The organism is Pedococcus sp. 2YAF34, from assembly GCF_052114585.1.
Lineage (GTDB): Bacteria > Actinomycetota > Actinomycetes > Actinomycetales > Dermatophilaceae > Pedococcus.
Genome location: NZ_JBFRFA010000023.1, coordinates 37,000 through 57,414 on the forward strand (window position 1 = coordinate 37,000; position 20,415 = coordinate 57,414).

At 72.3% G+C, this 20,415-nt stretch carries 23 protein-coding genes; 19 read left to right on the plus strand and 4 right to left on the minus strand.

Going from position 1 to position 20,415, the window contains the following annotated elements; translation table 11 throughout:
• Window positions 1-47 precede the first annotated feature (47 nt).
• The 15 genes from AB4Z02_RS12940 (at window position 48) to AB4Z02_RS13010 (ending at window position 13,652) form a co-directional block, all read left to right on the plus strand.
• Window positions 48-791, plus strand: a complete 744-nt coding sequence (locus AB4Z02_RS12940; protein ID WP_056884935.1) for a GntR family transcriptional regulator — start codon at window positions 48-50, stop codon at window positions 789-791.
• A gap of 99 nt (window positions 792-890) precedes the next feature.
• Window positions 891-2,069 carry a mandelate racemase/muconate lactonizing enzyme family protein gene (locus AB4Z02_RS12945; protein WP_056884936.1) on the plus strand — a complete coding sequence of 393 codons (1,179 nt, stop codon included), beginning with the start codon at window positions 891-893 and terminating at the stop codon, window positions 2,067-2,069.
• Window positions 2,066-2,944 (plus strand): SMP-30/gluconolactonase/LRE family protein, encoded by an 879-nt coding sequence (locus AB4Z02_RS12950; protein ID WP_441971377.1) that lies wholly within the window; start codon window positions 2,066-2,068, stop codon window positions 2,942-2,944. Before AB4Z02_RS12945 ends, AB4Z02_RS12950 begins: the two co-directional genes overlap by 4 nt.
• Window positions 2,945-3,014: 70 nt before the next feature.
• Window positions 3,015-3,482, plus strand: a complete 468-nt coding sequence (locus AB4Z02_RS12955) for a nuclear transport factor 2 family protein (RefSeq protein ID WP_441971379.1) — start codon at window positions 3,015-3,017, stop codon at window positions 3,480-3,482.
• A gap of 63 nt (window positions 3,483-3,545) precedes the next feature.
• A complete protein-coding gene (locus AB4Z02_RS12960; RefSeq protein WP_056884939.1) occupies window positions 3,546-4,925 on the plus strand; it encodes an ABC transporter substrate-binding protein in 1,380 nt (459 codons plus the stop codon).
• 63 nt (window positions 4,926-4,988) lie between these two features.
• Window positions 4,989-5,885, plus strand: coding sequence for a carbohydrate ABC transporter permease (locus AB4Z02_RS12965; protein ID WP_441971381.1), 897 nt, complete (start codon window positions 4,989-4,991; stop codon window positions 5,883-5,885).
• Entirely contained in the window at window positions 5,882-6,772 is an 891-nt protein-coding gene (locus AB4Z02_RS12970; RefSeq protein ID WP_056884941.1) for a carbohydrate ABC transporter permease, read from the plus strand. The genes AB4Z02_RS12965 and AB4Z02_RS12970 overlap by 4 nt, the downstream gene beginning before the upstream one ends.
• A 2-nt stretch (window positions 6,773-6,774) precedes the next feature.
• On the plus strand, window positions 6,775-7,521 hold the full coding sequence (locus tag AB4Z02_RS12975) for a sulfite exporter TauE/SafE family protein (RefSeq protein WP_441971382.1): 747 nt from the start codon (window positions 6,775-6,777) through the stop codon (window positions 7,519-7,521).
• Window positions 7,518-8,549 (plus strand): dihydrodipicolinate synthase family protein, encoded by a 1,032-nt coding sequence (locus tag AB4Z02_RS12980; RefSeq protein ID WP_441971384.1) that lies wholly within the window; start codon window positions 7,518-7,520, stop codon window positions 8,547-8,549. Before AB4Z02_RS12975 ends, AB4Z02_RS12980 begins: the two co-directional genes overlap by 4 nt.
• Before the next feature lie 62 nt (window positions 8,550-8,611).
• Window positions 8,612-9,313, plus strand: coding sequence for a GntR family transcriptional regulator (locus AB4Z02_RS12985; RefSeq protein WP_441971385.1), 702 nt, complete (start codon window positions 8,612-8,614; stop codon window positions 9,311-9,313).
• Window positions 9,313-10,128, plus strand: a complete 816-nt coding sequence (locus tag AB4Z02_RS12990) for an SDR family NAD(P)-dependent oxidoreductase (protein WP_441971387.1) — start codon at window positions 9,313-9,315, stop codon at window positions 10,126-10,128. Before AB4Z02_RS12985 ends, AB4Z02_RS12990 begins: the two co-directional genes overlap by 1 nt.
• A gap of 11 nt (window positions 10,129-10,139) precedes the next feature.
• Window positions 10,140-10,799, plus strand: coding sequence for an SDR family NAD(P)-dependent oxidoreductase (locus AB4Z02_RS12995; protein ID WP_441971389.1), 660 nt, complete (start codon window positions 10,140-10,142; stop codon window positions 10,797-10,799).
• Window positions 10,800-10,835: 36 nt separating this feature from the next.
• Window positions 10,836-11,699 carry a fumarylacetoacetate hydrolase family protein gene (locus AB4Z02_RS13000; RefSeq protein ID WP_441971391.1) on the plus strand — a complete coding sequence of 288 codons (864 nt, stop codon included), beginning with the start codon at window positions 10,836-10,838 and terminating at the stop codon, window positions 11,697-11,699.
• 41 nt (window positions 11,700-11,740) lie between these two features.
• The gene (locus tag AB4Z02_RS13005) at window positions 11,741-12,250 is read left to right on the plus strand and encodes a metallophosphoesterase family protein (RefSeq protein ID WP_441971393.1); all 510 of its coding nucleotides are present in this window, start codon (window positions 11,741-11,743) and stop codon (window positions 12,248-12,250) included.
• Window positions 12,251-12,380: 130 nt separating this feature from the next.
• A complete protein-coding gene (locus AB4Z02_RS13010; protein WP_441971395.1) occupies window positions 12,381-13,652 on the plus strand; it encodes a PP2C family protein-serine/threonine phosphatase in 1,272 nt (423 codons plus the stop codon).
• On the opposite strand, the gene AB4Z02_RS13015 is transcribed toward AB4Z02_RS13010, so the two are convergent.
• Window positions 13,649-14,899 (minus strand): NAD(P)/FAD-dependent oxidoreductase, encoded by a 1,251-nt coding sequence (locus tag AB4Z02_RS13015; protein WP_441971397.1) that lies wholly within the window; start codon window positions 14,897-14,899, stop codon window positions 13,649-13,651. The genes AB4Z02_RS13010 and AB4Z02_RS13015 overlap by 4 nt on opposite strands.
• Window positions 14,900-14,979: 80 nt before the next feature.
• The gene (locus AB4Z02_RS13020) at window positions 14,980-15,906 is read right to left on the minus strand and encodes a polysaccharide deacetylase family protein (RefSeq protein ID WP_441971399.1); all 927 of its coding nucleotides are present in this window, start codon (window positions 15,904-15,906) and stop codon (window positions 14,980-14,982) included.
• Between the two features lie 187 nt (window positions 15,907-16,093).
• Here AB4Z02_RS13020 and AB4Z02_RS13025 point away from each other — a divergent pair, with 187 nt between their 5' ends.
• Window positions 16,094-17,488, plus strand: a complete 1,395-nt coding sequence (locus AB4Z02_RS13025) for a GAF domain-containing protein (protein ID WP_441971401.1) — start codon at window positions 16,094-16,096, stop codon at window positions 17,486-17,488.
• Between the two features lie 9 nt (window positions 17,489-17,497).
• Here AB4Z02_RS13025 and AB4Z02_RS13030 read toward each other — a convergent pair whose 3' ends face one another.
• Window positions 17,498-18,415, minus strand: coding sequence for a class I fructose-bisphosphate aldolase (locus AB4Z02_RS13030; RefSeq protein ID WP_056884960.1), 918 nt, complete (start codon window positions 18,413-18,415; stop codon window positions 17,498-17,500).
• The gene (locus tag AB4Z02_RS13035) at window positions 18,412-18,627 is read right to left on the minus strand and encodes a hypothetical protein (RefSeq protein ID WP_441971404.1); all 216 of its coding nucleotides are present in this window, start codon (window positions 18,625-18,627) and stop codon (window positions 18,412-18,414) included. Before AB4Z02_RS13035 ends, AB4Z02_RS13030 begins: the two co-directional genes overlap by 4 nt.
• Window positions 18,628-18,772: 145 nt before the next feature.
• Between AB4Z02_RS13035 and AB4Z02_RS13040 the strand changes: the two genes are divergently transcribed.
• From AB4Z02_RS13040 to AB4Z02_RS13050, 3 genes are all read left to right on the plus strand, one after another.
• The gene (locus AB4Z02_RS13040; RefSeq protein ID WP_056884962.1) at window positions 18,773-19,237 is read left to right on the plus strand and encodes a hypothetical protein; all 465 of its coding nucleotides are present in this window, start codon (window positions 18,773-18,775) and stop codon (window positions 19,235-19,237) included.
• 38 nt (window positions 19,238-19,275) lie between these two features.
• Window positions 19,276-20,247, plus strand: a complete 972-nt coding sequence (locus tag AB4Z02_RS13045) for a hypothetical protein (RefSeq protein WP_441971406.1) — start codon at window positions 19,276-19,278, stop codon at window positions 20,245-20,247.
• The coding region (locus tag AB4Z02_RS13050) for a hypothetical protein (RefSeq protein WP_441971408.1) at window positions 20,234-20,415 on the plus strand (182 nt) is incomplete at its 3' end. The genes AB4Z02_RS13045 and AB4Z02_RS13050, both read left to right, overlap by 14 nt.

Genomic DNA, 20,415 nt, shown 5'->3' on the forward strand with positions numbered 1-20,415 from the left:
GGCCGACGCATTGCGCGCGGCAGCGGCTCGTCCCGATACTGGGCGTCATGACCGACCTCGGGGTGCTTCAGGGGCTGTCCGACCGGGGCAGCCTGGTCGACCAGGTGCGCGAGTCGATCCAGGCGGCGATCACCTCCGGCCGGCTCGACCCGGGTGAGCGGCTCCGCGAGATCCCGCTGTCCAAGCACTTCGGGGTGTCGACCACTCCGGTGCGCGAGGCCCTGCGCCGGTTGGAGAGCGACGGCTTGGTGCAGGTGCACCCGCGGCGTGGCGCCGTCGTCACCGCGCTGCAGGACGGTGTAGTCGCGGACCTCTACGACCTGCGCCTGGTCCTGGAGGCCGAGGCGGTGCGACTTGCGGTGGCTCGCACCGAGCTCGAGCTGGGGCCGGTCTACAGCCTCCTCGGCGAGCTCGAGCGGCTGGTCGACGTCGGCGATGCCGCCTTCGCCGAGGTGGACGTGCAGTTCCACCGCGCGATCGACGACCTCTGCGGCAACCGCGAGCTTGCCGCCGAGGCCGAGCGCATCCACCGCCGGATCCAGGCAGCGAGGGTGCGTGCCTCGGTGCCGGGACGCCTGCGCGTCGCGCAGGACCAGCACGCCGAGATCGTCGAGGCCCTCCGCAAGCGCGAGCCGGAGCAGGCGCAGGAGGCAGTCCGCCGTCACATCACCTCCGCCAAGGACAACGTCCTGGGCTTCCTCAAGGCCCGTGCGGCCGCAGCGGACGACGTGGCGCCCGGCGACGGAGAGGGCCCGGCACTGGCCGGCACGGCAGCGGCCGGCGGCTGGTAGACATTATGCAGAAAGACGTCGGAATCCCTTCCTGAGCGGCGTCGGCGTGGTTAGGCTGGCCGGGCACCGAGACCCCCCAAGGCAGGAGTCGGGCCACCGATGAGGATCACGAAGATCACCGGCTACGCGGTGAAGTCCGACAACGCCTATGCGATGTCGGGGGCGGTCCGTCCGGGGGAGCGACTCCCCGGGACGGACTACCGACGGTTCGCCCCCCACCGCCAGCTCTACTCCGACCGCTCGGAGGCGGCGCTCGTACGCGTCGAGACCGACGAGGGGCTCGTGGGGTGGGGCGAGGCCCAGGCGCCGATCGGGCCGGAGGTCGTCCTGGTCGTCGTCGAGAAGGTGCTCGGCCCGACCCTGCTCGGCCTGGACCCCCTGGCGACCACGGCCCGCGCGGGGGACATGTACGAGACGCTCCGGGTCCGCGGTCAGGTGGGGGGCTTCCAGCAGGACGCGATCGCTGCCCTGGACACGGCCCTGTGGGACCTGCGTGGGCAGGCTGCGGGACTGTCGCTGGCGGAGCTGGTCGGGGGTCGCCTGCGCGACGAGCTGCCCTGCTACGTCACCGGTCTGCGTGAGAAGACTGCAGAAGGACGTCGCGAGGAGGCGGCCGAGTGGGCCCGCCGGGGCTTCGGTGTGAAGCCGTGCCTGGGCTTCGGTGCGCGCCCTGACGGCCACGAGGTGACGGGCCTGCGCGAGGCCATGGGCGACGAGGCGTGGCTCGCGGTGGACGGGATGTGGGGCTACACGCTGCCGGAGGCCAAGGCGCTGGGACGGGTGCTGGCAGAGGCCGGCGTCGCGTTCCTGGAGTCGGCCCTGGCCCCCGAGGACGTCCTCGGGCACCGCGAGCTGGTGCGCAGCCTGGACATCCCCGTCGCGGTGGGTGAGCCGTTGCGCACGCGGCACCAGTTCGTGCCCTGGCTGGCCGCCCGGGCGATGGACGTGGTGCAGCCCGACCTCATGCGCAACGGGGTGGGGGAGACTCTCGCCATCGCCACGCTGGCCTCGGCGCAGCACCTGCCCGTCGCCCTGCACACCGGCGTCGTCACGGCCGTCGGGATGGCTGCGTCGTGGCAGTTGGCGTCAGCCCTTCCGAACTTCCTGGTGCAGGAGTTCCAGCCCGTCATGCTCGAGACCTTCGGGCACCTCGTGGAGGAGGGCCTCACCGTGGCGGACGGGGTGGTGCAGGTGCCAAGGGGGCCTGGGATCGGCGTCACGGTGGACGAGGGGCGCGTCCGCGCGATGAGCGGCTCGGTCGTCGAGATCGGGCTGTGAGTGCACCTGCGCGGGTGCGTCCCGACTGGCAGGAGCTGCCGCTCGGCGACCACCTCCTGGCCGAGAGCCCCCGGTGGGACGAGGTGCGGCAACGGCTCTCGTGGGTCGACATCCTCGGCGGGACGGTGTCGGTCGCCGGTCACCGGGATGGCGCGTGGGAGGCGGTCGAGCGCCGCAGCGTCGGGAGCGTGCCGACTGCTGCCCAGCCCTTGGCGGACGGCTCGCTTGCTGTAGCCGTCGACGGCTGCGTCCAGGTCCTCGATACGGGGGGAGTCGCCGTGCCACCGGTCGTCGTGTGCGAGGACCCGTCCACCGTGCGCACCAACGACATGGTCGTGGACCCAGCCGGGCGGCTGCTCGTGGGCCTGTTCACCCAGGACCGCGTGACCCCCCGTGGCGGCGTGGTGGCCGTCGACGTGCGAGCGGGGACCGCGACACCGGTCGTGCAGGGCTATGTCACCGCCAACGGCCTGGCCGTGACGGCCGACGGTGAGCACCTGTACGCCGTCGACACGGCGGCAGGGACGGTGCGCCGGCACCCGCTCGTGGGGACGGGACAGCCGGCCGAGGCGCCGGTGCTCGTCCGGCACCGGGGCCCGGGCGTCCTCGACGGCATCGCCCTGGACCCCGACGGCGACCTGTGGGTGGCGGTCTGGGGCGGCGGGGTCCTGCACCGCTACACGCTCGAGGGGCGCCTTCGGCAGGTCGTCGAGGTGCCGGTGCCGCGCCCGAGCGCACTCGCCCTCGTGACGACGGTGGCCGGCGTCCAGCTGGTCGTGACCACCGCACGGTCGGACCTGCCGGCGACGAGGCCCACGGGTCCACCGGACGCCAGCCGTGAGGGCCGCCTCTACGCCACCGCCTTCCCGGAGTGACGCGGGCGCACTCGGCGACACCCGTACACGCCTGCCTGACCACGCACGACCTCAACCGAGGAGGACCCTGGTGGATGCGCTCGAGACCCTGGTCGCGGAACGGGACTGTGCCCGGCTGACCTACCGCTACTGCCGGTTCGCCGACGGGGGTGAGGCGTCACGCCTGGCCGAGCTCTTCACCGAGGACGGCGTCTTCCAGACCCCGGAGATGCTGCTGCGCGGTCGGGCGCAGATCGCGGCCACGTTCACCGAGCGCGAGGCGCTGACCGACCTGCAGACGCTGCACCTGTGCACCAACATCGACATCGAGGTGCTGGGGCCGTCGACGGCTCGCGGCTGGGTCAACCTCTGTCTGTTCCGCCGCTGGCGGGAGGTCGGTTCGACGGCCCCCGTGGCCGTCACCGCGCCGTCCCTCGTGGCCTCCTACGAGGACGCGTACGCCCAGGTGGAGGGCCGGTGGCTCCTGTCCAGCCGGGTCCAGCGGGTCGTCTTCACCGACCCCTCGGACACGGGGTGGGCACGCCCTCAGGATCGTTGACACCACATTATGCATAAGATATAACGTTCCTACGTTTCAGCAACGGCGCTGGGGAGGCACGCAATGGGTGGTCAGGACGGTTTCACGGGCGGTTTCGGCGGCTTCGACCGCAGGACGTTCTTCAAGGGGGCGGGGCTCGCCGGTGCGACGCTGGCCGTCCCGTCGCTGCTGGCCGCCTGTGGCGGCGACAGCGGTGCAGGGGGCGCCGGCGGCGCGCAGAAGCTGCAGTTCTGGTGGAACCCGAGCGTGGAGTCCGCCGACCAGATGACGGCGTGGATGAACGGTGTGATCAAGGAGTTCACCGCGGCCAACAAGGGGACGACCATCGAGTCGACGACCCAGCCGTCCGAGCAGCTGGCGAGCAACTTCCGGACCGCCTGCCAGTCCAAGTCCGGGCCCGACCTGCAGCACGAGTACTCGGGCACCTACACGATGCAGTTCGTGTGGGAGAAGTGCATCGCCCCGCTGGACGGGACGTTGGACGCCGAGGAGATGAAGCACGTCCTGCCGCCGCAGGCGCTCGACATCTACAAGTTCAAGGGCAAGACGTGGGCACTGCCCTGGTACAACGCGCCCATCCCGCTCATGTACAACAAGGCGCTCTTCCGCAAGGCCGGCCTCGACCCCGACAAGGCGCCCGCCACGATGGACGAGATGATCACGGCGGCCGCGGCGCTGCGGAAGATCGGCGTCACCCCTTGGGGCTACGGCGTCAAGAACCTCACCGGTATCGGCAACTTCTCGGGGATGTTCAACACCCAGAACCTCAACGACCCGCGCGAGCTGCTGCCAGTGGTCCTGGGCGAGCAGAGGTACACCGACCCGAAGTTCTCCGAGTGGCTCACGTGGACCAAGGAGATGATCGACGCCAAGGTCTTCAACCCCGACGTCACGTCGCTGGAGTACCAGGACGCGATGAACATGTTCCTCGCCGGCAAGTGCGCCTTCGCGATCACCAGCAGCCTGACGAAGTTCCAGCAGGCCCTCGGCGACGACCTCGGGGTGATGGCGCCGCCCAAGCGCGGCAGCGGTTCGCTCGCGGGCAAGGTCCACTTCAACTCGCACCCGCTGTTCATCACGGCCTTCGCCGAGCACAAGGAGATGGCGGCCAAGTTCCTCGCCTACCTGCACCGGCCGGAGTCGCTCAACGGGATGTACAAGGCCACCGGCTTCTTCCCCGCGGACGACCGCTTCGACAGCAGCACCATGAACTCCCCGCAGGACAAGGCCCTCTGGGAGCTCCAGAGCAACCAGTCGACCATCGGCTACCAGAACTTCTGGCCGTCGAAGATGGACCGCGAGAACAGCTTCCTCGCCGTCCAGGCGGTGTTCTCCGGCACGTCTCCCACCAAGGCGGCCGCCGACGTCGAGAAGCGTCTCGACGGGTGGCGCAAGGCCTCTGCCAACGAGCTGAAGAACTTCAAGGACTGGTCCGGCAGCTGAGCAGGCGGCCGTCGGACGGCCTGACCCGACCGCGCACGACCGACCCCTGAGGTGACCTCACCGATGACATCGATCTCCGCATCCCGTGCGCCGCAGCGCAAGCGGCGCCGGGACGCGCGGGCGGCCATGGTCTTCCTGCTGCCCGCCGTCCTGTTCCTCGCCTTCGTCTTCCTCTACCCGATCGTGTCGGTGGTGCGGACGAGCTTCCTCGACCCGTTCACCGACGAGTTCGCGGGGCTGAGCAACTATCGGGCTCTGTTCGCGGACCCGATCTTCCACGCGGCCGTCATCAACAACCTCAAGCTGTTCGTGGTGCTGCCGGTCCTGGTCGTGACGTCGATCGTCATCGCGCAGGTGCTGCACGACCAGATCCGTGGATGGCGGGTCTACCGGGCGATCATCTTCATGCCGTACGTCGTGCCCGTCGTGGTCGCTGCCCTCGTGTTCGGCCAGATCCTGCAGAGCAGGGGCCTGGTCAACAGCATCCTCGGCTCGGTTGGCCTGGGTGCGCTGGCCCAGAACTGGCTCGGTGACCCGAAGACGGCGGTGTGGTCGGTCGCCGGGGTGATCCAGTGGCGCGAGCTGGCCTTCGGCGTGATCCTCTTCCTCGCCCGCATGACCCAGCTGCCCGAGGACCTCTACGACGCGGCCAAGGTGGACGGGGCCAACTGGTGGCAGCGGCTGCGGCACGTCACGGTGCCGCAGATGTCGACCATCATCGCCTTCTACGCAGGCATCGTCGTCGTGGCCCTCTTCAACTGGGTCTTCAACTACGTCTTCGTCCTCACCAAGGGCGGGCCCGGCACCAGCACCTACGTCATGGAGTACTACATCTACAGCCGCGCCTTCATCTACGGGGACTTCGGCAACGCCGCCGCGCTGTCCACGCTCATGCTCGGGGTGATCCTCGCCTTCATGGTCGGGTTCCTCACCTGGCTCAACCGGCGAGGTGAGCTGTGAGCACCGCGGCGCGGTCGGCGGCCAGGCCGGTGACCAAGCCTGCGGCGCAGCCGGCCAGGGCCACCCCGGGCGCGGTGGCGGGCGTCGTCGCCAAGCACGGGTCGGTGCTCGTCGTGACGCTGGCTGCCATCGTGCCGCTCTACTTCATGGTGTCGACGTCCTTCAAGACCGAGGTGCAGTACGCCGACAGCCAGCTCGCCCTGCCGACGTCACCGACGCTGCACAACTACCAGCAGATCCTCGGCAACCCGATGTTCCTGACCTGGATCCGCAACAGCTTCCTGCTCACGGTCCTCTCGGTGGGGATCGGGATCACCATCTCCGCGCTGGCTGCATATGCATTGGCCTGCATGGACTTCCCGGGCCGGCAGGCGGTCTTCATGGTGTTCGTCGCCATGCTCGGTGCACCTGCGGTCACGGTGGCGATACCGCTGTTCAGGGTGATGGTCGAGACCAAGCTGATCAACACGTTGCAGGGGGCGGTGGTCGCCTACGTGGGGCTCATGATCCCCTACACGACCTACTTCCTCACCGGGTTCTTCCGCAGGCTCCCGCCTGCCCTGTTCGAGGCGGCGCAGCTCGACGGCGCCAACCACCTCATGATGTTCCGCAAGATCGCCCTGCCGCTGTCCCGCCCGGGCGTCATCACGCTGGCCATCGTCAACACCTTGTGGGTCTGGAACGAGCTCCTGATCGCCATCATCTTCCTGCAGCGCAACGACAAGCGGACGTTGATGGCGGGTCTGACCCTCTTCCAGGGCGAGTTCTCGAGCAACGTGCCGGCAGTCATGGCCGGGCTCACCATCGCCGCGCTGCCCATGTTCGTGCTCTACGTGACAGGCGTGCGTTACTTCCTTTCGGGCTTCATGGCCGGCTCGGAGAAGTGACCGTGTCCTTCGTGGTCCCGGTCGTCATCGTCTTCCTGGCCGGCATCCTCACCGGGGTCACCGGCTTCGGCTTCAGCGTGCTGTCGGTTCCGCTGCTGCTGCTGGTGTTCCAGCCCCACGAGGTCGTCGTCATCGCGCTGTGCCTTGTGCCGATCACGAGCGTGGTGCTGCTCCTGGCCCCGGGGCTGCGCGGGCAGGTGCGGCAGCGGACGTTCGGCGCCCTCACGGCGTTCTCGGTGGTGGGCCTGCCCGTGGGCATCCTGCTGTTCGAGCACTTCGACCCGATGTGGGTCACCGGCCTGATGGGGCTCGTGCTGCTGGCGTACGCGGTGTACGGCCTCGTCGGCACGGGCACCGTGGCGCTGCGCGGGCACTGGGTGGCGCCCAGCGGCATCCTCGGTGGGATCCTGGCCACCAGCACCGGCCTGAGCGGACCTGCGGTGGCGATGTACGTGCACGGGCGCCGGGTCTCCACCCGGGAGCAGACGGCCACCATGTCGGCGTACGTCGGGGCCATCAGCGTGCTGGGGCTCGGCCTGCTGGCCGTGCGTGGCGCGGTCTCCGGGGACGACCTGCAGCAGGTGGCCCGCCTTGCCGGGGGAGCGGTGGCGGGGACGCTGCTCGGGCGCTGGTGGGCGTCGAAGAGGCACAACACCCTCGACCGGGTCATCCTCGTGGCGCTCGGGTCGATGGGGGTCTGGACGGTCGGACGGTCAGTGATGTGGTTGACGAGAGGAACGTGGGGATGACGGAGCAGGGTGCAGCCATGGGCGCTGGCACGGAAGCAGGCATGGACGCAGACGCCGGCCGGGACGCTGGCGTGGGTGCGACGGGTGCCGACCGGGACGCGGGGCGCGGTGACCACGAGGCCGCAGAGGTCAGGGAGCCCGACGCGCCGACGTTGCGAGGGGTCGTGCCGATCCCGGTGACGACGTTCGGGCCCGACGGCTCGCTCGACACTGACGGCCTGCGGTCGCAGGTGGAGTTCTGCCTCGACCACGGCGCGGACGGCATCCTGTACCCCGGGGTGGTGAGCGAGTTCTACACCCTCACCGACCAGGAGCGGCGGCACGCCGTCGAGACGGTCGTCGAGTCGGCCGGGGACCGGGTGCCGGTGGCGGTCGGGGTGACCGGTGCGAGCACCGAGAGCGCGGTGGAGTTCGCGCGGCACGCGGCGGGCCTCGAGGTCGCCGCCGTGATGACGATGGTGCCCTACGTGCAGCACTTCTTCGGTCCCTCGGCCCAGTTCGTCGGCGAGCACACCAGCAGGGTCGCCGACGTGGGGGTGCCGGTGATCATGCAGAACGCACGCGTGGGCTTCCCGCTCGGCGCGCAGGCACTGGCCGAGGTCGTGGCCGCGGTGCCGGGAGTCCGATACGTCAAGGAGGAGAGCAACCCACCCACACACGGCATCTCCGCGGTCGTCAAGGCGCTCGGGGACGCAATCGAGGGCGTGTTCGGCGGCATCGGGGGCGTGTACCTGGTCAACGAGCTCGAGCGAGGTGCCATCGGCACGATGCCCTCGCCCGCTTTCGTCGACCGGGTGGTGGGTGCCTACCGGACGTGGGCCGCCCAGGGGCCTGACGCCGCGCAGGAGGACATCGACTCCATGGGCTCGCTGTTCACCCGGGAGGTGCTCTACAACGTCGCCTTCCACAAGGAGGTCCTGCGGCGGCGCGGTGTGATCCGCCACACGACGGTGCGCATCGCCAGTCCCTCCCTCGACCAGGTGGACCACGCCGACCTCGAGCGGATGATGAGGCGGGCCGGGCTGTGACCACGCACGCGCCGGTACGCGGAGGAGGGCCGCGGCGCGAGGCGCTGCAGGGAACGGCGCCCATGCACGCGGTCGTCCGGGCCGACCTGCACGAGGCCATCCGCAGCGGACGGTTCAAGCCCGGCGACCAGGTGCCCACCGAGCCGCAGCTCATGGAACGGTTCCAGGTGAGCCGCACCACCGTGCGTCGAGGTCTGCGCGACCTGGAGACCATGGGCCTCATCGTGCGCCACCCCGGGCGCGGCAGCTTCGTCACCCGTCCCACCGTGGAGGCACGCCTGGACCGGCTCACCGGGTTCGTCGAGGACATGGAGGCACTGGGCCTCACGGCGACGGCGAGCGTCGAGCTGGTGGAGACGGTGCCCGCGCCGGAGCGGGTGGCCGACGCTCTGCGGTGCGCGGTGGGAGAGCCCGTCGTCCACATCGAACGGGTGCGACTCGCCAACGGGACCCCGATCTCCTTCGACGACAGCTACTTCGTGCGGTCGCTCGGGTCGCGGGTCGCACGCGAGAACCTGCGCGACGAACCGTTCTACAGCATCCTCGAGCAGAAGTACGGGACCCCGCTGGCCGGGGCCGACCACGTCATCCGCGCAGGCCTGGCCGACCAGCGCGTGGCCGGTCTCCTGCATCTGGCCAAGGGCGACCCGGTGCTGCTCCTGGAGCGCACCTCGTGCCTCGCGCCCGACCGCGAGCCTGTGCTGTTCGAGTACCTCCACGTCGCGGCGTCGCGCGTCACCTACCGCCTGTCCCTGGACCGCTGATGTCGCAGCTGCACGAGGGGCGCCGGCCCGACGGGCCCACTCCCGCTGGGGGCCCGGGCCGCGCTGTCGTCGTGGTCGGTTCGAGCTCGGCGATCGGGCTGGCCATCGTCGGGAGGTTCCTCGCGCGCGGGGACCGGGTCCTGGGCATCAGCCTCACGCCGGCCGACGACCTGTGCGAGCACCTCGTGGCCGACTGCTCCGACCCGGACGAGGTCCGCCGGGTGTTCGACGAGGTGCTGCGACTGTTCGACGGACGCATCGACGTCCTCGTGGCCGCCGCTGCCGTGAACCCTCGCGCTCGGGCGGTCGACCAGACCGACGAGATGTGGCGCAGCGCGCTCGGGGCGACCCTGGACTCGGCCTTCTACAGTGCACGGGCTGCATTGCCCCACATGCCCGCCGGCGGTTCGGTCGTCGCGGTGTCGTCGGTGATGGCGCGACTCGTGTCACCCGGCGTCGCCGGGTATGCGGCGGCCAAGGGTGGGCTGGAGGCGCTCGTGCGCGTCCTGGCCCTCGAGCACGGGGCCGCGGGGATCCGTGTCAACGCGGTGGCGCCCGGCCTCATCGGCGGCGCCGACCTCGAGCGCGCGACCGAGGGCTACGCGGTGGGGCGCACCGGCACCCCGGACGAGGTCGCTGCGGTCGTGGACTTCCTTGCATCCGGCGACGCCTCGTTCGTCACCGGAGCAGTGGTGCCCGTCGACGGCGGGCTCTCGGTGTCGCAGACCGGCGCGTGGGCGCGGCCTGACCTGCGTGCCCTCATCGACCCCGGGACACCAGACGGGTGGCCCGACGAGCCCGGAGGTGGCCAGTGAGACGAGCAGTCGTGACCGGCGGGATGAGCGGGCTGGGTGCGGCCTGCGCCGAACGCCTTTCCAAGGAGGGTCTCGAGGTGGTGCGGCTCGACGTGGCCCCGGGAGCCGACGAGGTCGTCGACGTCACCGACGAGCAGGCACTGCTGGCCGTGCTGGCACGAGTCGGGCCCGTGGACGTGCTCGTCAACAGTGCCGGGGTCGTCGGACCCAACGCGCCGCTGTGGGAGGTCTCGACCGCCGACTGGGAGCGCACCTTCGCCGTCAACGTGACGGGGACCTTTCGGATGTGCCACGCGGTCGCGCCCGGCATGGTCGAGCGCGGCTGGGGGCGCATCGTCAACCTCGCCTCGATGGCGGGCAAGGACGGCAACCCCAGGCTGAGTGCCTACTCGGCGTCCAAGGCGGCCGTCATCGCCATGACGAAGTCGCTGGGCAAGGAGCTGGCCACGACCGGGGTCCTGGTCAACGCCGTGGCGCCAGCGGTCTTCGAGACACCGATGAACGCGACGACCGCGCCAGAGGTCCTGGAGCGCCTCGTGTCGCTGATCCCCATGCAGCGGCTGGGCCGGGCGGAGGAGCTGGCCGCGCTGGTGGCGTGGCTCGCGTCCGACGAGTGCAGCTTCTCGACCGGTGCTGTCTACGACATCAGCGGCGGCCGTGCGACGTACTGAGGACCCGACCACGCGTCGGAGAGGGAGGACGGCACCGTGCGGCTGTTGAGGATCGGACCGGTGGGCGAGGAGCGACCCGCGGTGCTGGTGGGTGACTCCACCTACGTGGACGTCGCGGACGCGGTGCGCGACTTCGACGCCGCGTTCTTCGAGAACGGTGGGATCGACGCGCTGCGGTCGCTGGTCGGCGACCGCGCTGCTGCTGGCCAGGTGCGTGATCTGGCCGGACAGCGCGTCGGGGCGCCGGTCGCGCGGCCGCACCAGATCCTGTGCATCGGCCTGAACTACCGCGACCACGCCGCCGAGACGGGCCAGACCGTGCCCGAGGAACCCATCGTCTTCACCAAGTCGCCCAACACGCTGGTGGGACCTGACGACGAGGTGGTCATCCCGCGCGGGTCGACCAAGACCGACTGGGAGGTGGAGCTCGCCGTCGTCATCGGCCGGCGGTGCAGCTACCTGCCCGACCTCGCCGCTGCCGAGGCGGCGATCGCGGGGTACGCCGTGTGCAACGACGTGAGCGAGCGCGCGTTCCAGATGGAGCGTGGCGGCCAGTGGTGCAAGGGGAAGTCGGCCGCGACCTTCAACCCGATGGGACCGTGGCTGGTGACGTCGGACGAGGTGGGCGACCACCGGTCCCTGGACCTGTGGCTCGACGTCAACGGGACCCGCAGGCAGACCGGATCGACCGCGACCATGGTGTTCGACGCGGTGACGGTGGTCCATTACCTCAGCCAGTTCTTCGTGCTGGAGCCCGGCGACGTCGTCAACACCGGCACGCCACCCGGCGTGGGGATGGGCCAGGACCCGCAGGTGTTCCTGCGTCCGGGCGACGTCATGGAGCTCGGCATCGGAGGTCTCGGCCGCCAGCGCCAGGTGGTCCGCGCCCACGCGGGGTAGCGCTGTCGCCGTCGGTGGGGCTGCACGGTTGACTGGGCCCCATGACGACGCGTCTGCTGCTGCTCGCCGACACGCACCTGCCGAAGCGGGCCAAGGACCTCCCGCAGGAGGTGTGGCGCGCGGTCGACGAGGCCGACCTGGTCCTGCACGCCGGTGACTGGGTCGACGTCGCCCTCCTCGACGCCCTGCAGTCGCGGGCTCGCCGCCTCGTCGGTGTGGCCGGCAACAACGACCACGGCGTCCTGCGCGACCGGCTGCCCGAGGTCGCCGAGCTCGACGTGGAGGGGCTGCGATTCGGCCTCGTGCACGAGACGGGACAGGCCTCTGGGCGCGAGCTGCGTTGCGAGGCGGCCTATCCCGAGCTCGACGTCCTCGTCTTCGGCCACAGCCACATCCCCTGGGACTCGACGACGCCGCGCGGCCTGCGGCTGCTCAACCCCGGTTCGCCCACCGACCGCAGGCGCCAGCCGACCTGCACCTACATGACCGCGACGGCGCACGACGGTCGGTTGGGTCCGGTGGCCCTGCACGAGGTCGACCGCCGCGCGTGACCGGGTACGGGACGGCTCGCGCGACCGGGTTCGAGCGTCCACGCCGAGGTGGGCAGCGACGCGCCGCAGCACATGCGGCGGTCTTCCCGAACACTCCCACCGCGGTGCCCCCACGCCATAGGGTGCGGGGATGCCCCCGGCAGACCGCGCCGACGCCGACCCGACGCGACCCTCCGCGCCCACCGGCCTGGACTTCCAGCTGGTCTTCCGCGCGGTGCCGACGGCCTGCGTCGTCCTCGACGACCAGCTGGTGATCCAGGACTGCAACGACGCCTACCTGCGCGTCGCCGGCCAGGACCGGGACCAGCTGGTGGGACGGGCCCTGTTCGACGCGTTCCCCGAGGCCGGAGTGCCCGCGACCGCCGTCGACGGCGTGCGCTCGGTCATGCAGACTGCGCTGGCCACGGGCCGTCCGGCGATCCTCGGGACGCAGCGCTACGACATCCCCTCCGCGCGGGTGGCCGGCGAGCTCGACGAGCGGTACTGGGCGGGCACCGCGGTGCCGTTGCCCCGGGGCGAGGACCCCGGCTGGGTGCTGTTCAACGTCTTCGACGTGACGGCCCTGGCCCGGGAGATGGTGCGCGCCGGCGCTTCGCCGAGCGACGCTGCATCGCCCGAGGAGGCGCTGCACGCCGCCTGGGCGGTGATGGAGCAGGCCCACCTCTTCGACGAGGCGGTCGAGGCCGAGCGACGGCTGGGGGTGGCGGTGCAGTCCGCGATGCTGCCGGCGGCCGTGCCCGAGGCCGTGCTCGAACGGGTGGCGGTCGCGGTGCGCTACCGGCCCGCCTCGGCGGCGCTGTCCGTCGGCGGCGACTGGTACGACGTCACCGACATCGGTGACGGGCGCGTCGCCGTCGCGGTGGGAGACGTCGTCGGCCACGGCCTCGTCGCCGCCTCCGTCATGGGACAGCTGCGCAGCGCCCTGGCCGCGCTGACCGTCGCCGACGTGGGGCCGCCGCAGGCACTCGCCGCGCTGGACCAGATCGCACGGCACAACCCCAACGCCACGGCCTCCACCGCCGTCAAGGTGGTCCTGGACCCGCACCTGGGCTTCGCGGCGTACAGCAGCGCCGGGCACCTCCCGCCGCTGATGGTGCACCCGGACGGCACGGTGGAGGCCCTCGACGCCGCCCTGGGGCCGCCGCTGGCGGTCACGACCGACATCGAGCGGCGCCCCCTGGGGACCGCCACCCTCGCCCCGGGCAGCACCTTGCTCCTCTACACCGACGGCCTCGTGGAGCGTCGCGGGGAGGACCTCGACGTCGGTATCGCGCGGCTGAGCCGGGTGCTCGCCGAGCACCGGTCGCTCGACGTGGAGGAGCTCGCCGACCGGCTGCTGCTGGAGCTCACCGCCGAGGACGGCCTGCGCGACGACGTGGCCCTCGTGCTCCTGCGCCCCTAGCCGAGGTCCGGAACCCGGGTGTCCCTGGAAGCCCAGTGCGGCGACCCGCCCGCCAGGCCGCCCCAGAGCCCGCGCAGCAGCCTCGGCGTGAGGACGCCGCGCCCCAGCCCGAGCTCGACAAGGTCGTCGAAGACCTCCTGGTCACGGGCCGCCGCGGACAGGCCGGCAGCGAGGACCCGAGGGGAGGCGGTCAGCCTGCCGGCGGCCGCCGTGCTCGCGAGGTTGCCGCGCAGCAGCCTCCGCAGCGCCCGTCGGTACCCGCTGCCGGGCCCTTCGTCGACGGCGCCGCGGCCCGCGACGACCGGGAAGAGCGGGTGCCGGTCCTCGCCTGGCGCCTGGACGGCGAGGCGGCCGGCCATGGCTCCGGTCGCGACGGCGTAGTAGATCCCCTCGCCGGTCAACGGGTTGACCAGTCCTGCAGCGTCGCCCGCGAAGAGCACGCGGCCGTCCGGCTGCTCTCGACCAGTGCCTGCGGTCGACAACGGCAGGTGGTGCCCGCGCCACGAGGCGGCACCGGCGGTCGAGCCGGGGAGCAGCGCCTCGAGCCGGTCCACCATCAGGGCGTGCGTCGGCGGGTGGTGGCGGCCGCCGAGCACCTCCCCGTAGCCGACGTTGGACCAGCCGTCGCCGCGGTCGAAGGACCATGCGTAGGACGGCTGGCGCTCTTCGCCGAACCGGATGACCTGTCGACCTGCCCGGTGCCGCGGCGTGGGTGCGTAGCCCCGGAGCCCGAGGGCGACCCGGCCAGGCAGCGGTGCACCGAGCGCGCGCCGTACCTCCGAGCGGGCCCCGTCGGCGGCGACCACCACGCGCCCCCGGACCGAGCCGTCGAGCACCACCTCACCGGCAGCGGTCGCGACGTGCCTGACCCGGTGGCGGCGCAGCACCGCACCGGCGGCGACGGCCGCGTCCACGAGGCGGGCGTCGAGATCCGCGCGCGGCACCACGAGCGCAGGACGTCGCATGGCGCGCTCGACCTCGAGGCCGCCTAGGGCCAGCTGGAGCGTGGACACGGGGGAGTGGTCGTGGCGCAGGCGGTCCGCCACGGCCCCGGCACCCACGTGCTCCAGCACGTCGAGCACGTGGGGTGCCACCCCGTCGCCGCAGGACTTGTCACGAGGGAAGTCGGCCCGGTCGAGCAGCAGGACGCGGGCGCCCGGTCGCTCGTGCAGGGCGCCGAGTGCAGCGGTCGCGCCAGCCGGACCCGCACCGACCACGACCAGGTCCCACAGCGGCTCGGCGGTCATGGCCCCACCGTACGGATCGAGGGTCACCGCGGCACCACAGTCGGAAGGGGTGGCGGGGCGGACCACCCGCGGTCACGGGCTCAGTGGGTGAGCACCGTCAGGGTGGTGAAGCCGTAGCCCGCTGCGCGGTAGCCGGCGATGATGCGCGGCAGCGCTGCGGCGTCGAGGGTGGTGCCGTCGTCAGGGTTGGCACCGACGTGCATCAGCACGACCTGGCCCGGGGTGCGGCCGGCGAGCACGCGGGCGACGACGCTGTCCACGGTCATGCCGCCGGACGTGCCCTTCCACCCCAGGGAGTCGGTGGTCCACCCGACCGCTCCATAGCCCTGGGCGTGGACGAGGCCGAGCACCCGGGAGTCGTAGGCGCCGAAGGGGAACCGGAACAGGGGTCGGGGGTCCTTGCCCGTGGCGGCCAGGATGGCGCTGCGCGTGGACGACAGCTCCTGCTGCAGGGTGCTGCTGCCGACGGTGGTCAGGTCCGGGTGGCTCCACGTGTGGTTGCCCACAGGTCCGACGGCCGCCATCTGGCGTGTGGTGGAGGGGTTGGCCGCGGCGAACTTCCCGGTGACGAAGAACGACGCCGGCACGCTCTGGGCCCGTAGCGTCGCGAGGATGGTGGCCGCGCCCTGGTTGCCCGCCCCGCCGTCGAAGGTCAGCGCCACGACCCGCGACGAGGTGGGCAGGCGGGTGACGACGCCGTCGCGCAGGGCCGGCGGCAGGCTCGTGACCGGCGGGGTGGTCCTGCTGGACGTCGAGGGGTGAGGTGAGGGCCTGGGGGACGGGGTGGTCGGCCGCGCGGACGGGCGGGTCGTCGTGCTGCTGGTCGTGGTGCGGCGCGGGGTCGTCCGGGTCGTCGGAGGAGTCGTCGTCGAAGTGAGGGAGGACGTCGTGCTGGAGGACGTGGCGGCGGTCGTAGGCCCCACCGTCGTGGACGGCGCTGGTCCTCCACCGGTGCTGCACCCGGCCATCAGCAGGGCCGCTACGGCCGTTGCCCAGGTCGATCTCATGCTCCAGGAGTAGTCCTGCTGGGGATGCACAGGTAAGGGGCGAACGTCCCCGCGCCGGTGGTCGTCAGGGCCGCCTCGAGAGTTTGTGGGCAAGCGTCTGACCTGTGCCTATGCTGGAGGTCCGGGCGCCGGTGACCACGGTGCTGTTCCGCACGGAGATCGGGGTCGATCGTGGCGGAGGTGCGGAGTGGATGACGGCAGGAACGACCATGGGGCCGGGCGCGACGGGTCGGGGCCGCCGAGACTGACCTTCCCGGACGCCCCCCGGCTGGCGCTCGAGGAGACGCTGCTCGCGCTGACCAGCCAGGCTGCGGACGTCCTCGCGACACAGGGGCGCCTCCGGGCACTGCTGCGTGCCACCGCCGCCTTCAGCGGCGACCTCGACGTGCACGTGGTGCTTCGCCACGTCGTCGAAGCCACACGGGAGCTCGTCGACGCACGGTACGCCGCCCTGGGCGTGGTGCGGGGTGGCCACCTCGTGGAGTTCATCCACTCTGGCATGGACGCCGAGACGGTGGCGCTGATCGGAGACCCGCCGAAGGGCCTCGGCCTGCTCGGCCAGCTGGTCGAGCACCCAGAGGCGTTGCGGCTGCGTGCCCTCGCTGAGCACCCGGCCGCCGTCGGCTTCCCCGAGAACCACCCTCCGATGCGCAGCTTCCTCGGGGTGCCCATCCGCGTCCACGACCAGGTGTTCGGCAACCTCTACCTCACCGAGAGCGCGAACGGCGAGTTCAGCGACGAGGACGAGCAGCTCGTGACCGCCCTGGCGCACAGTGCGGCCACGGCGATCGCCAACTCCCGCGTGCACACCGAGGTCCAGGAGCAGCGCCGGTGGCTCTCCGCGTCGACGCTGCTGACCCAGGACCTCTTCAAGGGTGGCGAGCGCGCCACCGCCCAGGTGGCCAGGCACGCGGCCCTCGGGGCCGACGCCGACCTCGCCGCGATCGCCGTCCCCGGGGTCGAGCCCGGCACCCTCCGGGTCGACGCCGCGGCCGGGATCCTCGCCGACCAGGTCTCCGACCTGCCCATCGACATCGACGGCAGCCATGCCGGCCGGGTGTTCACGACCGGGGCCCCGCGCCTCATCCAGGACTACGGCAGCACGCTCGGTGACGGCGACACCGCGATGCTCGGCCCGCTGGTCATCGTCCCGCTCCAGGCCCGCGACGAGGTGCTCGGCACCCTCAGCGTCGCCCGGCTCGCCAACCGGCCCGTCTTCACCGCGTCGGACGTCGAGCACCTCTCCCTCTTCGCCGCCCACGCCGGGCTGGCCATCGAGCTCGACCGCAGCCGGTCCGACCAGGAGCTGATGAACCTGCTGCTGGACCGCGACCGGATCGCCGCGGAGCTGCACGACGACGTGATCACCGAGCTGTTCAGCGTCGGGATGGGGCTGCAGGGACTGGCAGGCAGGGTGCAGACCGACACCGCCGTGCACTCCCGCGTCCTCGAGATGGCCGAGTCGCTCGACACGACGATCCACCGCATCCGGACCACCGTCTACTCCCTGCGGTCCGCCCAGCCGGGCAACCGCTCACCCGGGCCGTCGCACGGGCCGTCGCACGGGCCTCCGCCAGGCTGACGCCGGTCGTTACTCGCCCAGGTGGATGTCCATCACGTTGTGCAGCAGCTGGATCGCCTCCTGGTGGGGCCGCTGGAACGAGTTCCTGCCCATGATGGTCCCGAAGCCGCCACCGAGTGCCGTCTGCCGGTTCTCCTCGAGCACCGCTGCGGTCTCCTTCGCCGCGCCACCGGAGAAGATGACGATGCGGTGGCCGTCGAAGGCCGACTGCACGACGTGCCGTACCCGGTCCGCGAGCGTCTCCAGCGGCACACCCGCCTTCTCCAGCGCGGCCCGTGCGGCGTCGTTCTCGATGAGGTGCGTCGGGGGCTTCACCTTGACCACGTGCGCGCCGAGCTGGCAGGCGAGGTGCGCCGCGTACGCGACGACGTCGACCGCGGTGCGTCCCTCGGTCGAGACACCGGACCCGCGCGGGTAGGACCACACCACGAGGGGCAGCCCCGCCTCGGCCGCGTCGCGCGCGAGCCGGCGCAGGTCCTCGTACATGTGGTTGCGGGCGGCGGAGCCGGGGTAGATCGTGAAGCCGACCGCGGCGCACTCCAGGCGCAACGCGTCCTCGACCGTCGCGACGACGGCGGGCTCGGGGTCGGCTCCCGTGTAGAGCGAGTCGGAGCCGTTGCACTTGAGGATGAGGGGCAGCTCGGTCGCGTACGTCGGGGCGACGAGCTCAGCCGCGCCGAGGGGCAGTGCGTGCGCGCTGCACCCGGCGTCGAGCGCGAGCCGGGCGTGGTAGCGCGGGTCGTAGCCCGCCGGGTTCGCTGCGAAGCTCCGCGCCGGCCCGTGCTCGACGCCCTGGTCCACGGGCAGCACCACGAGCTTGCCGGAGCCGCCGGTGCGGCCCTGCTCGAGGATGCGGCGCAGGTTGGCCAGGGTGCGGTGGCTGGAGGCGGGGTACCACGACAGGATCTCCTCGACCCGCCGAGTCATGACCGCGGCTCCTGCTCCGTCGACGCGTGCTCACCGGGGCCTGCCGTGGGAGATCGGCGGGCGTCCTTGCGACGGCGCAGCGCGTCGAACATCGCGATCCCGAGGTAGCGCCTCAAGGCGGTGTCGACGGCCTGGTCGGAGTCGCGTGGTGCCCGCCCCGTGACGGCGTCCGCGGCTTCCTTGCGTATGCGGCTGCGCTCGAGATCTGACATCGCTCACCTCGCTGGGTCGGCCGGGTCACCGGTCGCTGGTCCTGCCTCTTCAGGCTAGGAGCGGCGGGCCCCTGCGGCCCGGGACCTATGTCCCCTCGGGACGTTCGGTGCGCTGCCTACCGTGGCGAGGGGAGAGGAGGACCGCGTGCCCCGAGTCCGTGACCTGCTGTACCGGTTCCGCCCCGCGGGCGGGCCGGGTTCGGCCACGCCGGCCGGCGTGCCTGCCGACCGGGCGCGTGACCTCGCCGAGGAGCTGGAGCCGGTGTTCACCGCGCTCGCGCCGACCCTGGCCCACTGCCGCGAGGTCGTGGAGCAGGGGCGCCGCGACGCCGACCGGGCGCGCACCCGCGACGCCCTGGCCGTCGAGCGGCTGCTGGCGGACTCCTCCGCCCGGGCGGCGACGGCACGGGCGCATGCCAGGGCTCAGGAGCTGGCCGAGGCGGACTCCCGTGGCGCGGTGGTGGAGGCCGATGCAGCGGCCCACGCCTCCCGGCTCGGCGTCCGCCTGGGCGAGCTCCTGCCGACGTACCGGGAGCAGGTCGTGGCCTCGGTGAGGGCGCTCCTGGCGGAGGCACCGGGACGTGACACCGGCCCCGGTGGTCGACCATGAGTGCGGGGTGGGTGGCCGTAGGCGTCCGCGCTCGCGCCATGACCAGCCGCCGACTCGGGTCGGCCGGTGCCACCCGCCTCGGTGAGGCCGGTTCGTGGGAGGACGCCGTCGAGCTCCTCGCCGCCTCGACCTACGGCCACGACGTGCGGGCGGGCCAGACGCTTGCCGAGGCGCAGCACGCGGTCGTCGACACCATGGTGTGGAACCTGCGGGTCCTCGCCGGCTGGTCGCCGCGTGAGGGCGTGGCGATCCTGCGCGCGATGGTGGCGCCGGTCGAGGTCGCCAACACCCTCGACCACCTCGAGTCCCTGGCCGGTCGCCGGCCGCGCGCCCCGCACCGGCTCGCCGGCCTCGGCACCGCCTGGCAGCGGGTGCAGGGGGCCACGACGCCCGCGGAGGTGAGACAGGAGCTGGCCACCTCGGCGTGGGGTGACCCCGGCAGCGACGACCTCCGGGCCGTCGGCGTGACGATGGAGGCCGTGGCCGCGGACCGGCTCGTGTCGGTGGTGCCGGAGGCGACGCCCTGGGCTGCGGGCTCGGTGGCCCTGCTGCTCGCCCGCGAGCTCGAGGCGGGGCAGGGGCCGCTGCCGGAGCCGTGCCGGGTCGCAGCAGCCCGGGTGGTGGGCTGGGCCGCCGTGCGCGCGGGTTCGGTGCAGGAGCTCGTGGGGGCCCTGCCGCGGACGGCCTCGTGGGCCCTGACCGGGGTGTCCGGGCCCCACGACCTGTGGCGCGCCGAGGCGCGGTGGTGGCGGCGGGTCGACCGCGACGCCGGCGCCATGGTGCGGCGCAGCCCTCCCGGCCACGAGGTGCTCGTGGGGGCGGTGGCCCTGCTCTCGGTCGACGCCTGGCGGGTGCGGGCGGCCCTCGAGCTCGCCGCCCTCGGCGGCAACGGTGGGTCGGCCCAGGGGTCCGCTCACGAGTCGGCTCGCGGTTCGGGAGTCGGGTCGGACCTCCGGTCGGCGCTGGGGTCGGCCCTCGGCCCGGGGGAGGACGCCCATGAGGTGGCGTGAGGCCCTCGAGCCCGTCGTCATGCAACGGGTGGCGCTCGCCGCGTGCGCCGACGCGCTGCGGGACGTGCTGGTGCAGGCCGCCGACGAGGGGACCCTGCAGCTCGACGACGCCGTGCCGGACGGTGACAGCGTGGGCGCCGCGACGGCCGCCGCCCGGCGGCTCGGGCG

Coding starts and splice junctions, on each gene's coding strand:
- AB4Z02_RS12940 (WP_056884935.1), top strand. CDS start 48: ATGACCGACCTCGGGGTGCTTCAGGGGCTGTCCGACCGGGGCAGCCTG.
- AB4Z02_RS12945 (WP_056884936.1), top strand. CDS start 891: ATGAGGATCACGAAGATCACCGGCTACGCGGTGAAGTCCGACAACGCC.
- AB4Z02_RS12960 (WP_056884939.1), top strand. CDS start 3,546: ATGGGTGGTCAGGACGGTTTCACGGGCGGTTTCGGCGGCTTCGACCGC.
- AB4Z02_RS12965 (WP_441971381.1), top strand. CDS start 4,989: ATGACATCGATCTCCGCATCCCGTGCGCCGCAGCGCAAGCGGCGCCGG.
- AB4Z02_RS12980 (WP_441971384.1), top strand. CDS start 7,518: ATGACGGAGCAGGGTGCAGCCATGGGCGCTGGCACGGAAGCAGGCATG.
- AB4Z02_RS12985 (WP_441971385.1), top strand. CDS start 8,612: ATGCACGCGGTCGTCCGGGCCGACCTGCACGAGGCCATCCGCAGCGGA.
- AB4Z02_RS12990 (WP_441971387.1), top strand. CDS start 9,313: ATGTCGCAGCTGCACGAGGGGCGCCGGCCCGACGGGCCCACTCCCGCT.
- AB4Z02_RS13005 (WP_441971393.1), top strand. CDS start 11,741: ATGACGACGCGTCTGCTGCTGCTCGCCGACACGCACCTGCCGAAGCGG.
- AB4Z02_RS13010 (WP_441971395.1), top strand. CDS start 12,381: ATGCCCCCGGCAGACCGCGCCGACGCCGACCCGACGCGACCCTCCGCG.
- AB4Z02_RS13015 (WP_441971397.1), bottom strand. CDS start 14,899: ATGACCGCCGAGCCGCTGTGGGACCTGGTCGTGGTCGGTGCGGGTCCG.
- AB4Z02_RS13020 (WP_441971399.1), bottom strand. CDS start 15,906: ATGAGATCGACCTGGGCAACGGCCGTAGCGGCCCTGCTGATGGCCGGG.
- AB4Z02_RS13030 (WP_056884960.1), bottom strand. CDS start 18,415: ATGACTCGGCGGGTCGAGGAGATCCTGTCGTGGTACCCCGCCTCCAGC.
- AB4Z02_RS13035 (WP_441971404.1), bottom strand. CDS start 18,627: ATGTCAGATCTCGAGCGCAGCCGCATACGCAAGGAAGCCGCGGACGCC.
- AB4Z02_RS13045 (WP_441971406.1), top strand. CDS start 19,276: ATGACCAGCCGCCGACTCGGGTCGGCCGGTGCCACCCGCCTCGGTGAG.